At 39.9% G+C, this 16,565-nt stretch carries 13 protein-coding genes; 8 read left to right on the forward strand and 5 right to left on the reverse strand.

The features are described 5' to 3' along the window. The first annotated feature begins 137 nt into the window (after positions 1-137). The 4 genes from LH29_RS04680 to LH29_RS04695 all read left to right on the forward strand — a co-directional run bounded on the left by LH29_RS04680 (position 138) and on the right by LH29_RS04695 (position 7,128). Positions 138-749 (forward strand): RNA polymerase sigma factor, encoded by a 612-nt coding sequence (locus LH29_RS04680; protein ID WP_045026315.1) that lies wholly within the window; start codon positions 138-140, stop codon positions 747-749. 169 nt (positions 750-918) lie between these two features. After that, positions 919-2,118 (forward strand): FecR family protein, encoded by a 1,200-nt coding sequence (locus LH29_RS04685; protein WP_045026316.1) that lies wholly within the window; start codon positions 919-921, stop codon positions 2,116-2,118. Positions 2,119-2,311: 193 nt separating this feature from the next. Beyond that, a complete protein-coding gene (locus LH29_RS04690; RefSeq protein WP_232302818.1) occupies positions 2,312-5,560 on the forward strand; it encodes a TonB-dependent receptor in 3,249 nt (1,082 codons plus the stop codon). A 23-nt stretch (positions 5,561-5,583) separates the two neighbouring features. Further along, positions 5,584-7,128, forward strand: coding sequence for a RagB/SusD family nutrient uptake outer membrane protein (locus LH29_RS04695; protein WP_045026318.1), 1,545 nt, complete (start codon positions 5,584-5,586; stop codon positions 7,126-7,128). Between the two features lie 390 nt (positions 7,129-7,518). On the opposite strand, the gene LH29_RS04700 is transcribed toward LH29_RS04695, so the two are convergent. Together LH29_RS04700 and LH29_RS23640 are read right to left on the reverse strand one after the other, a co-directional pair. Continuing rightward, positions 7,519-9,654 carry a glycoside hydrolase family 97 protein gene (locus tag LH29_RS04700; RefSeq protein ID WP_045026319.1) on the reverse strand — a complete coding sequence of 712 codons (2,136 nt, stop codon included), beginning with the start codon at positions 9,652-9,654 and terminating at the stop codon, positions 7,519-7,521. 184 nt (positions 9,655-9,838) lie between these two features. Then, complete coding sequence (locus LH29_RS23640) at positions 9,839-10,576, reverse strand: acyl-[acyl-carrier-protein] thioesterase (protein ID WP_052670605.1); 738 nt, start codon at positions 10,574-10,576, stop codon at positions 9,839-9,841. A gap of 156 nt (positions 10,577-10,732) precedes the next feature. Here LH29_RS23640 and map point away from each other — a divergent pair, with 156 nt between their 5' ends. Further along, a complete protein-coding gene (map, locus tag LH29_RS04710) occupies positions 10,733-11,512 on the forward strand; it encodes a type I methionyl aminopeptidase (protein ID WP_045026320.1) in 780 nt (259 codons plus the stop codon). A 92-nt stretch (positions 11,513-11,604) separates the two neighbouring features. On the opposite strand, the gene LH29_RS04715 is transcribed toward map, so the two are convergent. Continuing rightward, positions 11,605-12,141 carry a hypothetical protein gene (locus tag LH29_RS04715; protein WP_045026321.1) on the reverse strand — a complete coding sequence of 179 codons (537 nt, stop codon included), beginning with the start codon at positions 12,139-12,141 and terminating at the stop codon, positions 11,605-11,607. A 204-nt stretch (positions 12,142-12,345) separates the two neighbouring features. Here LH29_RS04715 and LH29_RS24515 point away from each other — a divergent pair, with 204 nt between their 5' ends. Both LH29_RS24515 and LH29_RS04720 read left to right on the forward strand, forming a co-directional pair. Then, entirely contained in the window at positions 12,346-12,513 is a 168-nt protein-coding gene (locus tag LH29_RS24515; protein ID WP_157493565.1) for a hypothetical protein, read from the forward strand. A gap of 81 nt (positions 12,514-12,594) precedes the next feature. Continuing rightward, positions 12,595-12,978: a co-chaperone GroES gene (locus LH29_RS04720; protein ID WP_045026322.1), complete on the forward strand. Its 384-nt coding sequence runs from the start codon at positions 12,595-12,597 to the stop codon at positions 12,976-12,978. Positions 12,979-13,198: 220 nt separating this feature from the next. Here the strand turns inward: LH29_RS04720 and LH29_RS04725 are convergent, their stop codons facing one another. After that, positions 13,199-13,948, reverse strand: coding sequence for a patatin-like phospholipase family protein (locus LH29_RS04725; protein ID WP_045026323.1), 750 nt, complete (start codon positions 13,946-13,948; stop codon positions 13,199-13,201). Between the two features lie 155 nt (positions 13,949-14,103). On the opposite strand from LH29_RS04725, the gene LH29_RS04730 reads away from it, so the two are divergent. Further along, on the forward strand, positions 14,104-15,060 hold the full coding sequence (locus LH29_RS04730) for a bile acid:sodium symporter family protein (protein WP_045026324.1): 957 nt from the start codon (positions 14,104-14,106) through the stop codon (positions 15,058-15,060). Between the two features lie 15 nt (positions 15,061-15,075). On the opposite strand, the gene LH29_RS04735 is transcribed toward LH29_RS04730, so the two are convergent. Then, positions 15,076-16,551 (reverse strand): aminotransferase class V-fold PLP-dependent enzyme, encoded by a 1,476-nt coding sequence (locus LH29_RS04735; protein ID WP_045026325.1) that lies wholly within the window; start codon positions 16,549-16,551, stop codon positions 15,076-15,078. Between the last annotated feature and the right edge of the window lie 14 nt (positions 16,552-16,565).

A 16,565-nucleotide genomic window follows, 5' to 3' on the forward strand; every position in this document is an offset into this window, starting at 1 on the left:
TTCTGGCAGTATTTTTCTTATACTGAACGCTGTAGTTGCTTATCCCGGAGACATTATGTTTTATGTGTATCAGTTGTAGTGTTTTTTTTACTTTTTAAAAAGCATACCTTTGTATTCAACTAACTATCATTAACTAAATGTATCCGAATCAAAAAGAAGATGCAAAACTTTGGAAGGAGTTTCTTGAAGGAAATCAAGGAGCACTCTCCAAAATATATCTCACCAATGTAAATGACCTGTATGCATTTGGTTGCAAATTTAGTGTCGACAAGTCTTTGATCAAGGATTGTATACAGGATCTTTTTGTAACGCTCATTCAAACCCGGACAAAACTTAGTCCAACCGACAATGTAAGAGCATATTTGTTTACTTCCCTGAAGCGAAAAATTGTGCGTGAGACAATTCGTTCAAGTAAATTTGAACAAGTGATGGAACGTGGGGACTATCGTTTTGAAGTAGGTTTTGAAAAGCTGGATACGCAAGCATTCGAGAATGATAATTACTCCAAAAAAACGCTCGCTGTCCGATCTGCAGTCGAATCGCTTACAAGCAGGCAAAAGGAGGCGCTATATCTTCGTTTTTATTTTGGCTTAAGCCATAAAGAAATTGCTGAGGTGCTCCATCTGGAGGAGCAATCATCCAGATCGTTAATAAGCAGGGCTGTCAAAAAGGTTAGAAATGTGATACATAGTGATAAAAAGAGGATTTCGAACTTCTTATTTTTTCTATTCCCCCGGCTGGCTTGGTGATCTGCATTAACATGTTGTTCAACATGTTATTTTTTTTAAAAAAAAGTATCAACACATTGGCAGGTGCTGTCTTATAATGATAGTTGAGGCCACTGATATTTGGCGCTTTTCAACTTTAAGAAGCAAAATTGTTATGGCCTTTGTTGTACGTTAAAGTGTTGATGCAGTAATGAATAAATACAAATTATATAGTTCTACTGATTTTTTAAACGACGACTCGTTTATTCAATGGTTATTGAAATCAGATTCTGATGCTGAACTTTATTGGGACACTTTCATTGAGGAACATCCCGAAAAAAAGGAAGAGTTAGATGAAGCAGTTGAAATTTTCAATCATTTTAGGTTTTCACATGAAGAGTTAAGTCTTGATGAAGTCTTTTCAATATGGAACAATGTAAAACATCAGTCAGTTAATAAAAGAACCAGCCTGTTAACGATTCTTAAATATGCGGCAGTTTTCTTACTTGTTTTTACAACCGGGGCCCTGAGTTACTATTTTTATAACGAGGCTGACAAAGAAACAGAATTTACAATTGCAGAAACTGAGCCGCTTAACTTTGATGAAGCCCAAATCATTCTATCCGACGGAAAATCAATTCCATTAAATTCAAAAGCTTCTGAGATAAGATATGATGCAACAGGAGATAAGGTAATTGTTGATAACGATACAATTAACCAGCTTGTTGGAGCAGATAAACCAACAACCAACCGAGTAATCATTCCGTACGGCAAAAGTTCGCAAATAACCTTAAGCGATGGAACACGTGTTTGGCTGAATGCAGGTAGTCAATTATTATATCCCTCGGTATTTGATAAAAAGCAACGTGAAGTATTGCTAATTGGCGAAGCCTATTTTGAGGTTGAACATAACGAACATGTACCATTTGTTGTTCGCACCGAACATGCCGATGTTGAGGTACTGGGAACAAGTTTTGATGTGTTGGCCTATCCTGATGACCACATGTTTCAAACCGTGCTGGTTACAGGAAGTGTAAGTATCGAATCGAAAAAATCAGGCTTATTATCAGGAAAAGATAAGATGGTTCTGGTTCCAAATCAAATGTTCTATCTCGATAAAGAAAGTGGTGTTAACTATATAAATAATGTTGAGGTAGACAGTTACACTTCATGGAAAGAAGGGATGTTCAACTGCAATAAGCAAGATCTTAGCCGCGTAGTTCGAAGACTTGAAAGATATTACAACAAACAAATTCATATAAAAGATCCCCTGCTTGGTACATATAAAATTTCAGGAAAGCTCGACCTGAAGAGTGATATTTCAGAAGTATTGGATGTGCTTCAGGCTTTTGTACCGATCGATTGGGGAAAACAACAAAACGGAGATTATTTTATCGTAAAACCAAATTAAACTTCTTGCCTATGTAAAAACCAAGTCAATACTATCTAACTAAAAAAATGAACCGGAAAGTGTTCGTACCACCTGCCGGTTCAATGAGAATAATTAATTAACATCTTTAATTAAACGCTTTAAATTTATGAATAAAATTTGTAAGAATGGCATTGCCGTGCAATCTCGGCTTGTCAAAAAAACATTCCTTATCATGAGGCTAACTATTATCCTGCTACTAACTTCTATGTTTGCCGTTAGTGCAAACACTTATTCGCAAACAGCACGATTTTCAATGCATCTGAATGATGTTACACTTAAACAAGTGTTTCACGAAATTGAAAAATCGAGTGAATTTATTATTGTCTATTCCGACGATATTGTAAATCCAAACCAACGAGTTGACGTGAAAGTTAACGACGTTGCTGTTGAAAGTGTGCTGGATAAGGCACTGGAAGAAACTAATCTTACTTACACTATTAGCGACAGGCAAATTGCCATTGCGCGTGAAACAGAAGTAATTGACGCTTTGTCGATACAGCAAAACAGAACTGTTTCGGGTGTTGTTAATGATGCCGGAGGCCAACCAATTCCAGGTGTATCAGTGGTTGTAAAAGGAACGACTATTGGAACGGTAACAAATTTCGATGGAAATTTTGAACTTGATATACCTGTTGATGCAGAAATACTTTCATTTTCTTTTGTGGGATTTCAGACACAAGAGGTGCTAATCGGTACCCAGTCGTTGTTTAATATTGCTCTACAGGAAGACGTAATGGAGCTCGATGAAGTAGTGGCCATTGGTTATGGCGTGCAACGCAAAAGCGATCTTACGGGAGCTACCAACCGCTTAACCGAAGATGATATGAATAAGAGTGTGGCTACCAACCCGGTTGAAATGATGCAGGGAAGAGTTTCGGGTGTAAATATTACTCAAAACAGTGGTGAGCCCGGAACAGGCATGTCAGTACGTATTCGTGGATCGAACTCAATACGTTCGGGTCAGGAGCCATTGTATGTTGTTGATGGAATTCCATTGGATAACGCCGATATAACACCAACCGGAGGAAGTGCAGCCGGTTATGGAAGTGGCTCAAGTAAAAACCCGCTTAGCTTTTTAAATCCTGAAGATATTGAATCCATTGATATTCTTAAAGATGCCTCTTCAACGGCAATTTACGGAGCACGCGGTGCCAATGGTGTAGTAATTATTACCACTAAAAAAGGAACAAAAGGAGAAGGTACATTATCATATGATGGATACATGGGAGTCTCTCAAATTCGTGAAAAACTTGATATGCTCTCGGCAAGTGAGTTCCGCTCGTATACAAAAGCCGATGGAACTAAATTGTTAGACCTTGGAGCAAGCACCGACTGGCAGGATGAGATATATAGAACAGGGATAACTCAAAGTCATAATCTGTCGTTTGGAGGTGGCACCGATAAATTTACTTACCAGGCATCTCTTGGTTATCTCGACCAGGAAGGTATTGTTGATAAAACCGGACAGGAGAAAATAAATGGGAAAATTAAAGTTTCGCAAGACCTTTTTGATGGGAAACTTAAAATTGGAGGAACATTGATCGCATCACATATTATCGATTCAAGGTCGCCCATTACCGAACAGGATGGATCGGGTTATGAAGGAGATTTGATTTTGTCGGCTCTGAAACTGAATCCTACTTACCCCGTTTTTAACAGCGACGGAAGTTATTATCAGCATGCACACGATCAGCGAAATCCAAGAGCAATGCTTGATTTGGTTGATGATGAGACATTAACTGACCGTATTATCTTTAACGGATCGGCCGAATATGAGATCATTAAAAATCTGAAATACAAACTAAATATAGGTTTAGACCGGACAGTTGCTGAACGTCGTGTAAATCAGGATCAGGAACTTAGTTATCTGGTAAACAAAGGAGAGGCGAATATTAATACCGTTGCTGCAAATAACAAATTAATTGAGAACTATCTAACCTATGAAACAACCTTAAACGAAGATCATCGTTTCAATTTCCTTGCCGGCCATGCTTATCAATTTATAAAATTCACCACAACCGAAATGAATGTGAATGGTTTTGAGGTGGATGATATAAAATATACCGATAACCTTCAATATGGTAACTTTTCATCGGCTATTGTTAATTCATCGGCTTACGAACGCGAATTACAATCGTTTTTCGGTAGGGTAAATTATAGTTACAAAGATAAATACCTGTTAACGTTTACCGGCCGGATGGATGGTTCTTCAAAATTCGGAGAGAACAAAAAGTACGGATTTTTCCCGTCTGCTGCTTTTGCATGGCGCGTTTCGGAAGAGGACTTTATGCAAAGCATGGAATCACTTAGTAACCTGAAGTTTCGTTTGGGATGGGGAATGACAGGAAACCAGGAGATCCCGGATAAAATATCTTTGCTGGCTGTTGGAACAACTCCTTCGGCAAATGGATATTTTAATGGTACTTTAAGTCCGGGTATAACTTTCCTGCGTACTCCAAATCCCGATATTCAGTGGGAAACAACGCTACAAACAAATATTGGAATCGACTTTGGATTCTTCGACAACCGACTAAATGGAACCATTGATGTGTTCAGCAAATCAACCAAAGATGTGCTTCTGGAGATACCTGCAAAAGCACCTGCAGCCACGCAAACACAATGGCAAAATGTTCCTGATCTTCGAATTGTAAATAACGGATTTGAATTAGGATTGAATGGTTTGATTGTAGATAAAAATGATTTCTCGTGGGAGATTGGTGGTAACTTTGCTTACATTAAAAACGAAGTAAAAGATTTGCCGGTTCAGTTAATCGAAACAGGAAACGCAAGTGGACAGGGATTATCTGGTACTCGTGTACAAATTATTACCAATGGAGAACCAGTGGGTACATTTTACGGAATGGTTTACCAGGGATTGGACTCCAACGGTTTAAGTATTTATAAAACCGACAATGAAGGCGTTGCAGTAAAAGAATATTTGGGTTCTGCCTTGCCAGATTTCACGTATAGTCTTTCTACGAGCATCGATTTCAAACGATTTGATTTTAGCATGTTCTGGTACGGATCTGTTGGTAATAAAGTATATAATAATACGGCCAATGCACTATTCCTGAAGGGACCACTTGATAAAGGCTTTAACGTAACCAAAGAAGTATACGAATCAAATGAAAGCCCCGATAACTCAAATGCTTTCTCATCACGTTTTATTGAAGATGCTTCATTTATGCGTTTGTCAAACCTTACTGTAGGATATACTTTCGACACCAAATCGATCGATTGGTTAAGTAATGCACGCGTTTATGTAACCGGAAATAATTTATTGGTAATTACCGATTATACCGGCTACGACCCTGAAATTAATACTGTTGCAGACGAAAACGGTGTGCCTTCAATGGGAATTGATTATACATCGTATCCGAAACCGCGAACATTTACATTTGGTGTAAACCTTCAGTTTTAGTAACACTTTAAAGACGATTAATTATGAAAAAGTATAAGATAATATTGTTGATAACCATAATCGGAATGTTTTTTACACTAGGATGTACCGATTTGGAAGAAAACGTACTTGATGAACAGCTTGGAGCAGATCTTGTAAATAATCCTGATAATATAGAATCACTGATTAATCCACCGTACGGAAGTTTAAGACGAACAATTGAGTGGTATGACTACTGGGCTTTGCAGGAAGTTACAACCGATGAGGTTATCATTCCGACACGTGGAACCGACTGGTACGATAATGGTGCCTGGATGGAATTGCACCTTCACACCTGGACGTCGGATCATATCCGTCTCAAAAATGTTTGGGATGCTCTAAACCAGGGCGTTTCAAGAGCGAATACAGCTATATATTACATTGCTCAATTCGAACAAACATCAACTTCAGAACAATACATTTACGAAGCACGTTTTCTGAAGGCTTATTTTATGTATTTAATCAATGATCTTTTTGGTCAGGTGCCGTTTCGCGAGGCAGATGATCTGGATTTTTCGGTTTCACCTGAAGTTTTGGACCAGAAAGCAGCAGCGGATTGGATTATTGATGAGGTAAAAGCTGTTCTTCCTAACTTAAAAACTAAAGCCGAAGTTGGATCTGAGCGCGTTACTCAGGAAGCCGCAAAAGCCTTACTCGCAAAATTATATTTGAACTACGAGGTTTACGGGGGAGAAACAAAATGGACAGAAGCCATTGATTATTGCAACCAGCTGATAAATTCCGGAACATTTACCGTGGCTGATGATTACTGGAGTATGTTTCAGAAAGATGTAGCGGAACATCCGGAATTTATTTTCCGGATTCCTATGGACGATAATGTTGACATGGGGAGTGGCAGTGTTTGGGTAAACTTTACGCTGCACTATAGTCAGCTGTTCGGAAATTATACAAGTACCTGGAATGGGCCGTCTACAACCTCAACTTTTTTTAATACATGGGATAAGGAAGCTGATGCCCGGTATTACGACGATAGAATAAAAAGTGAAACCGGATTTAACCAGGGTTTCCTGGTTGGTCAACAGTACGGTGTGGACGGAACTGCGTTGAAACAACGTAATGGCGATCCATTAATATTTGTTCCCGAGATCAATCTTGCCAGCTCTCCTGAGAATTCCGGTGTTCGTGTAATCAAGTTTGCCCCAAATCCTGACACTGAGCGACAGTTTTCATCGCCAAATGATGTGCCAATTATGCGTATTTCCGATATCTATTTAATTCGGGCCGAGGCCTATTTACGCAGTGGCGACGAATCTCAGGCTTTGGAAGATATTAACTATATCCGCTCGAAAAGAAGTGCTGAGGGAAATACCTTACCTGCTCTGACAAGTTTAACACTGGACGATGTGCTGAATGAACGTGGTTATGAGTTGTATTGGGAAGGATTACGCCGTCAGGACCTTGTACGCTTTGGTAAATTTACCGAATCATACCAGGAAAAACCTGCCACCGATGCTACCAAAGCATTATTTCCGCTGCCAACTTCAGCATTAGATGTAAATGAAAATCTGGTTCAAAATCCGGGTTACTAGTTTAAGTTAGATAAGTTTAATTGAAAAACCATTACCGGTACGCCGGTAATGGTTTACTGAATTAGAATTTGAAAAGTAATGTTCTGAAAAAATCCTTTGTTTAACGATTTTGTGAAGCATTACTAAATATATCATTAATAAGTGCGGAAGCTAACTTAACATCCGCGTGACTTTTTAATCAACCAACTAAATACTGGATTTATTCATCACTATATAGCTCTTCTGAAATGGAATGTTAACAACGGATAGGTTATCCATGAAGGAATTGCTAATGAAAAATACTATTCCGGAGAGGCCGGAATTGGTTTTACGAATAATAGCCACCGGCAAAAGGTCGGTGGCTTTCATTTTAAATATATCGCCCGAAGAGATATTCGCTCTTTATTATGCTTATAACTTCTTCAGTCCTTTTAACTCCGACTTATCAGTAACGGGAATAATTCTAATTGCATAACCGCCGCCGGGAGCACATTGTTGTTTTAATTCTGATTGACTTGTGACCACATATTTTTTGATCTCGTAAGCTTGTGGATTGGTTTTCCAGTCTGCATCTTTTGCATCGGCATAAACTGTTGCAACGTACTTCTGATTCGGATTCAGGAAATCAAAACTGATTTCAGAAGTGCGCACTTCTTCGTCGTTTGTACGGCCTACAAACCAGTTTTCACTGCCTTTTTCTTTCCGGGCGTAAGTAATATAATCTCCCGGTTCTGCCTCCAAAACCAACGATTTGTCCCAGTCAAGAGCTACATCTTTAATAAACTGGAAAGCATCCATGTATTTTTCGTACGTTGTTGGCAAATCGGCGGCCATTTGCAACGGGCTGTACATGGTTACATACAATGCCAGCTGACGCGCAATGGTTGTACGAACCTGCGAATTGTTGTCAGGATTGTATGCGCTAACATGCGTTTCGAAAATACCCGGCGTATAATCCATCGGTCCTCCAATCAAACGGGTAAACGGAAGGATAGTAGTATGATCAACATTGTTCCCGCCAAAAGCTTCGTACTCGGTTCCCCGTGCCGATTCGTTGCCGATCAGGTTCGGATAAGTCCGGCACAATCCGGTCGGGCGAACAGCTTCGTGCGCATTCACCATTATTTTGTAGTCAGCTGCTTTTTTTATCGCATACAAGTAGTGGTTTACCATCCACTGCCCGTAGTGGTATTCGCCACGCGGAATAATGTTGCCCACATAACCACTTTTTACCGAGTTGTAGTTGTTATCGGCCATAAACTGGTAAGCCGTATCCAAATGACGTTCGTAGTTGCGCACTGAGCCTGACGTTTCGTGGTGCATCATTAAGTTAATATTTTTGCTTTTGGCGTAGTCGCGCAATTCGGCAACATCAAAATCGGGGTAGGGTGTTACAAAGTCGAAAACATAGTCTTTCGATTTGTTGAACCAGTCTTCCCAACCTTCGTTCCAGCCTTCCACCAAAACAGCATCAAAACCATTTTCTGCGGCAAAATCAATGTATTTTTTTACCTCTTCGGTGTTGGCAGCATGAATTCCGTTTGGAGTTGTTTTTGAATAATCGGTTTCGCCCAGTTTTACACTTGGCAGGTTGGTATAAGCCCACGAGCTTTTTCCGGTGATCATTTCCCACCACACGCCAATATATTTCACCGGTTTAATCCAGTCGGTGTTCTCGTAAGCACAAGGTTCATTCAAATTAAGCGTGATGTTTGAAAGCAGAATGTCTCCGGCCTTTTTACCTGCAATAATGGTGCGCCACGGGGTTGTGCAAGGCGCTTGCATGTAAGCCATGTTTCCTTGTGCATCGGGAGTTAAAACCGATTTGAAAATCATGTTTTTATCATCGAGTTCAAGGTGAATACACGAATAATCTTTTAACGCTGCTTCGTGGAGGTTGATGTAGTAACCATCGTTGGTTTTCATCATTAAAGCCGTTTGAACAGCAGTTGCCGAAATTGGTGTTTGCGAAGTATTGGGCGTAATCGCTTTATCCATCAAGCCGCGAATTTCCGATAACTTCGATTTGGAGTAATCGTATTCCTGCGTGTCGTAATCGCCCGGAATCCAGAAAGCAGTGTGATCACCGTCCATGGCAAATTCGGTGCGCTCGTCTTTCACTACAAAATAAATCAGGTTGTCTTGTTCCGGAAATTCATAACGAAAACCCAGTCCGTCGTTAAATACACGAAAACGGATTATCATTTTTCTGTTGGTGGCCGATTGGTTTAAAGTCACCTCCAGCTCGCTGTAATGGTTACGAATTTCGCTTTGTTCGCCCCAAACCGGTGTCCATGTTTCGTCGAAAGTTGTGGTTTGGCTGTCGGCAAGGGTAAATCCGCTTAACAGCGGTTCGGCATCTTTTAATTCAAGCCCGAGTTTGCTCGATTTGATAATGGTTTTGCCTTCCAGTTGAAGTTGATAGACCGGTGTTCCATCCGATAAATCGAAAGTAAGTTTCATTTTTCCGTTCGGAGAAGTAATCTCTTCAGCCTGGCTAAAGAATGTGCCCATGGCAAGCACAAAAATCAATAGTAATCTCTTCATTTCCTTTAAAGTATTGCAGCCTTAATAAATCTTTAATTATTGGCTTTTGTTAGTATAAATAATTCAAAATAAACTTCTCAAAATCAATGCAAACGTTTGAAATTGCCTGATTTTTTTTTGATCATTTCGCCTTACTTATTCTTAAAAGAAAAAGAGACTGTGATTATTGAAAAGAACCGTATCGTTAAAACGACTGTTTCCGCGGGCTCCAGACGAGTCGGGCGCGAATCAGATCGGCTTCATCGCTTTCGCGGACAACACTACAAATATGATTATTTTTGTCCAGTATTTGCTTCTTAATTCCCAGGCTGTCGTTTTGTGTGCCTTCTTTTACAAAATTCACCTCAAATTCGATGAGTTCATTCTGATTGTTGAAATCAAAATCATAACTATCGATAATGCGTTCCAGGTAACGACCGCTGTTAAAATGCTGGTTAACGTCAATCTCGTTGAACAGCACCGGTGTAAAAACCACTTCATCGTTGGATTTAACCGGCTTTACTTTTCCTGCATTCATTTCCAAAACCCGATCGTCGTGTATCGGAATGGAGCCGAGTTCCAGTTTTACAATACGTTTGGTTTCCTGATTAAGAACCAGCCAGCTGGTGGTAGCTTTAATTATACTCTCGCCGTTGGCATCGATAAAATGAATATCGCGAAGAGCCAGCAGTCCGTCAATTCCGGCAGGCCAGGTTTCAACCGTAAATTTTTCGCCCCATTCGGGCCGGCGTTTTATTTTAACCAACAGTCGTGATAACACCCAAAACTGTTTATCCTTTTGAAGATTATCGAACCCGAAACCCAATTTTTCGGCATGTTCCCAGGCAATATCCTGAATTTGCCAAAAAAGAAAGGAAGTAGAAAGTTGCCCAAAACGGCTAACGAAATATGATTTTGTCGATAATTCCTGTTTGTGTTTCATGCTAAAACGATTAGAAGTCTGAAGTGTGAAATTGCAAGTCGTCTTTCTGTTCGTGCTTCCGACTTGGTTCTTTTTGTAAACTTTTTCGCAAATTTATTGTTCGGTTTTTGAAAATCAACAACAAATGTTCAATTTTGCAGCAAAATATAACGATTAATGGGAAAAATTATAATAAAAACTCCGGAGCAGATCGAGGGCATCAGGCAAAGTGCAAAACTGGCGGCAAAAGCTCTTGATTTCGCTGAGCAGTATGTAAAAGAAGGAGTTAATACAGAATATATCGACGATAAAGTGGAGGAATTTATTCGTTCCCATGGTGCAATTCCTGCAACCAAGGGATATAATGGTTATCCTAAATCGAGTTGTATTTCGTTAAATAACGTGATTTGTCACGGTATTCCCTCAAAACAAACCGTTTTAAAACAGGGCGATATTCTGAATATTGATGTCACCACAATTTTAAATGGCTACTATGGCGATACATCGCGTATGTTTACAGTGGGAGAGGTAAGTAAGGAGGCTGAAGATTTGATTGACATAACCGGTCACTGTCTCGACCTTGGAATTGAGCAGGTAAAACCGGGCAACCGTTTTGGGAATATAGGATTTGTGATTCAGCGATATGCCAAAGCGCAAGGTTACAGTGTGGTATACGAGTTTTGCGGACATGGTGTTGGTGTTGATTTTCATGAAGAACCGCAGGTCGATCATGCCTCACGAAGAAATACGGGACCGGAAATGAAACCCGGAATGATATTTACCATCGAGCCAATGATAAACCAGGGGAAACCAAAAGCGGTGATTGATAAAAATGATGGCTGGACAGCGAGAACAATTGATAATAAATTGTCGGCACAGTTTGAACATACCGTTTTGGTAACCGCAACCGGTTGCGAAGTGCTTACCGATATTCACAACGATTATCCGATAACATAGATCGCTCGTTTCAAATAAAGGCAAGAATCAATAAAAAACCGCCGCTCTAATTAACGAGCAGCGGTTTTTTTATTAAAATGAGTTATTCGTAATTAGATGTTCCAGTTTTTTGCGTCGGTCATCCATGGTTCCACTTCCAAAGCTGCTTCTGTTTCTTCTTCAACGTCTACCGATATAACTCCGAAGTAGTCAGTATTTTGCATCCATGGTTCCACTTCCAATGCTTCTTCAGTATCTACTTTTAAGTAGCTTGCCATTCCATCAAAGTAGCTTTCGTTAGTCATCCAGTTTTCAACTTCAAGTGCTTCTTCTGCCTCAATTGCCACATCTACTGTTGTAAAGAAATTGTTTTCGGCCAGCATCCAGTTTTCAACGTCTAATTCTTCTTCTGCGTCAACGGCTGCATACCTGGCATAGGCACTCATATCTGTAGTTGATGAAGCATCGGCTGATGCTGAGCTAGCTTCAGTGTTATCTGTCATTGCCATGGCTATTTGGCTGAAGCTGTTGTTTTCCATTACGGTTCTCCAAAAATCCTGTGCATTTACTGTAATGCTGATCAAAACCAAACTAATAATAACCGCCAGTGATTTTGTGATTGCTTTCTGAACATTGTTTCTTGTTTTCATGACTTTTCCTCCTGCTTTCGTTTTTGTTTTCTTGTTTTGTTGCTTCGACTTTTTTGTTTCTTGTTTTCTCGTTCTGTTTTCTTGTTTTCGATATTAAGACGACCAAAAATTGGATTCGTTACAAAAATTTAGAACTTTTTTTAAAAATGTACTGGTTTAAAACCTGAACTTTGTATTGCAAATATAAGTACAAAAAATGGTACTATGCAAAACAAAGTAGTATATTTTTTTGAAAATATTTTCATGGAAGTGTTTAATTGGTTGAAAAAGAGATATTACGGAGCTTGTGTGCAATATGGAAAAATAGAACAAAAAATTAAATTAGACGATAAAGGAGTATTGCCTGACAGAAAACACATTTCAGTTTTGTAGAAAAAAAATTTTGAATGAATAACTTTTTTTACTGCAAATTCGAAAACTTCTATCTTTGTCAACAGAAAAAATGTATTGTTTATGTCGTTAGTAATTGAAGAAAAAGATCTGGAAAAGTTTATAATGGTTGGCGACCGGGTTTTAGTTAAGCCTAAAAATCCTTCGGGTAAAACCAAGTCGGGCTTGTATTTGCCGCCATCGGTTCAAGAGAACGAGAAAGTACAAAGTGGTTATATCGTAAAAGTTGGACCGGGTTACCCGATTCCGGCAGTGAGCGAAGAAGACGAAGCGTGGAAAGAAAAAAAGGAAGAGGTAAAATATGTTCCGCTGCAAACGCACATTGGCGACCTGGCCATTTATTTAAATAAAAGCGGACACGAAATTGAGTTTAACAATGAGAAGTACATTATTTTGCCACATTCGGCAATTCTGATGATCATCAGGGATGAGAATTTGTTTGACTAGATAATCAATATAATATATGTGCTGAGCCGTTTCGGGAATTTCCGGAGCGGCTTTTTTTATTCAGTGAGACCCAAATTACAGGAGAGTAACGAACTGTAATTTGATGGTCGAACTAATCCCGATAGCAGAGCGTGTCGGGATAAATGAGTTATACTCCAAGCTTACATCGTCCTCAAACTAAATTCCACATCGATAGCTCGTTAGCTTGTTACGAGGTTGTTCATTTCAGAACCTCCAGCGTTTTTTTGTAGCCCAGGTCGAAAAGCTCATCGGCATGTTTTCGCTGAAATACATCGAATTCGTCAATTCCTTTTGGCTCAATATAAAAGTCAACCTGTTTTTTTATTTCGTCCAGTTTTTGATTTACGCTCATATAAACGATTCGTGTGGCAATTTGTATGAGGTTTTTCATTTTGGCTTTCGGGTTTATAGGGCTGATGTTCGATGCAATAACGCGTTGGCAATCTTTCCGGATAGGTGCTACCGGAATATTATCCATCAATCCGCCGTCGACATATAGATACCGGCCCAGTTCAACCGGTGCAAAAATAACCGGAATAGACGCCGAGGCCAGCACCGTATCGCCAAGGCTGCCGGTGTTTCGGTATTCAACAGTACCTTTATTCAGGTTCGAAACACAAATATAAAACGGTATTTTAAGGTCTTCGATGTTTTTTTCGGCTATTTCCTTTTCCAGAATTTCCTTTAAGCCATCCAGCTTAAGCAAACCGTCAACCGGTAAATGAATTTTGGTATATTGAAAAAACCAGCCGCGTTTAAAATTGTCACGTACCTCTTCGGGCGATTTTCCGGCGGCAATAAAAGCGCCAACTATGGCGCCGGCACTAACACCCGAAATTACATCGGGCTGCATACCCAGTTTATCTAATGCAGCAATTACCCCCAAATGGGCAAAACCACGAGTTCCGCCGCCACTTAAAACCAGACCGTTTTCGTATTTCTTTGTCATACCTCTCAAAGGTAGAAAATCAATTGAAATGGTATTAATAAAATAAGATTTCAGATGGATGGTTTGATATTTATTTTGGAAAAGAAAATTTCGAGGGTATTTTTACTGATGTAGCAGCGCATGTTTACACGCTGTAATTATATTACTATTATATAATGAAGATAGATAAATTCGTTTTGGCCATTATCAGTGTAATCATTCTGGCCTGGTTTTTTCCCGGAATTGGAAGTCCGGAAAGTGGTGTGCCACTGGATTTAATTGCGAGTATCGGTATTTCGCTGATTTTCTTTTTCTATGGATTAAAGCTGAGCCCACGCGATATAAAAACGGGGCTAAAAAACTGGAAGTTACATATCGTGGTTCAGGCAACTACCTTTTTGGTTTTTCCTTTAATTGTTCTTGCTTTTTATCCTTTTATAAAAACCGAAAACGGACAAACGATCTGGCTGGCATTTTTGTTTTTGGCTGCGCTGCCTTCCACCGTTTCATCTTCAGTGGTGATGGTTTCAATTGCAAAAGGAAATATTCCGGCTGCCATTTTTAACGCAAGTATTTCAGGATTAATCGGTATAGTGTTAACGCCGCTTTGGATGGGATTGTTTTTAAAACAGACAACCATTGATTTTAACCTTGGCGAGATCTATTTTAAACTGCTTACCGAAATTTTGCTGCCTGTTATTGTCGGTGTTTTTCTGCAACGTTTTTGGGGCGATTATGCCCGAAAATACAATCGATACCTTACTTTATTCGATAAATCGGTGATCCTGCTGATTATCTTTAAAAGCTTTTCGCATTCATTCGAGAACAAGGTGTTTAGCGCTGTTGATGCAGTTGATCTTTTTCTGATAGTATTGGCAGTTATTATCCTTTTTTATGCGATTTATTTCCTAACGCTTAAAGTGTCGCAACTGCTGCGATTTAATATTGAAGATCAGATAACCACGCAATTTTGCGGAACAAAAAAGTCCCTGGTCCACGGAACTGTTTTTGCCAAAATATTGTTTCAGCAATCGGCAACTACCGGAATAATGTTACTGCCCATTATGATTTTCCACCCCATACAAATCCTTATAATCAGTTTTGTGGCTACTAAATTGGGTAAGCGAAAATGAAGCTGAGCGGATCTATTACTCGTGTTCGAGCGTAAACCACTTACTCAACAATTTCTGATCATCTTTTTCATCTTTGTGCCAGAACGTGTTGGTGCGATTTACGTACTTGTAATCCTTTTCGTATTCGTTAATGTTCGAAATAATATCATTTAATGCTTCGATCATAATATCAACTTCCTCGTCGGTCATTGTCGGGTGAAGCGACCAGCGCACCCAACCCGGTTTATCCGACAGGTCGCCGTGGTTGATTTTATCGGTAATTTCCTCTGATTGCTCCAGCGAAACCTCCAACAAAAAGTGTCCGTATGTTCCGGCGCAGGCACAACCCCCGCGTGTTTGAATACCGTATTTGTCGTTTAGCAAGCGCACCAACAGGTTGTAATGAATTCCTTCAACGTAAAAGGAAATTACTCCTAGGCGGTCGCGTACGTTATCGGCCAGAATATTTAATCCTTTAATGGAATCAAGCCCTTTAAAGGCATGTTCAAGCAATTCTTCTTCGCGCTTGCGGATATTCTCAATCCCCATCTGGTCTTTCAGATCGAAACAAAGTGCGGTTCGTATCGATTGTAGGAATCCGGGAGTTCCACCGTCTTCACGGGCTTCAATATCGTCAACGTATTTATATTTTCCCCAACGATTTGTCCAGTCAACAGTACCGCCGCCGGGATTATCCGGAACGGTATTTTTATACATGCTGGCATCAAAAACAATTACGCCGGATGAGCCGGGACCGCCCAGGAATTTATGAGGCGAGAACATCACGGCATCCAGTTTTTCCATCGGATCTTCAGGATGCATATTTATTTCGTCGTAAGGTGCCGAAGCAGCAAAATCGATAAAACAAACACCGCCGTATTCGTGCATGATCTTCGCCATTTCGTGATAGGGTGTGCGCACCCCGGTTACATTCGAACAAGCGGTAAAAGAACCAATTTTAAACTGGCGGTCTTTATATTTTTCCAATGCTTTATGCAAGTTGTCGGTGTCGACCAGTAATCCTTCGCCGGGTTCAACAACCACCACATCGGCACTGGTTTCGTACCACGAAGTATGGTTCGAGTGGTGTTCCATGTGCGTGACAAAAACCACCGGTTTTTCGCGCTCGGCAATACAGGTTTTTCCTGCCACTTTACCGCAGTATTTTAATCCAAGAATCCGCTGAAACTTGTTGATCACAGCAGTCATTCCAAAACCGGCAGTAATAATAATATCATTTGGCCCGGCATTTACATGTTGTTTTATCAACTGATGCGATTTATGGTAAGCATGCGTCATGCGTATTCCGGTTTCGCTGGTTTCAGTATGAGTATTGCCTACATAAGGTCCAATCTCGTCAGTAATTTTACACTCGATAGGGCGATACAACCGACCACTGGCAATCCAGTCGCCATAATTAATTTTCATTGTGCCATACGGCGTTTCAAACTCCTGATCGATCCCAACAATATTTTTCCTGAATTGGTTAAAATATTTTTCCAGACTTGCCATAAATCACTTTTTAT

This window comes from Draconibacterium sediminis (genome assembly GCF_000949475.1).
In the GTDB taxonomy this organism is placed as follows: Bacteria; Bacteroidota; Bacteroidia; order Bacteroidales; family Prolixibacteraceae; genus Draconibacterium; species Draconibacterium sediminis.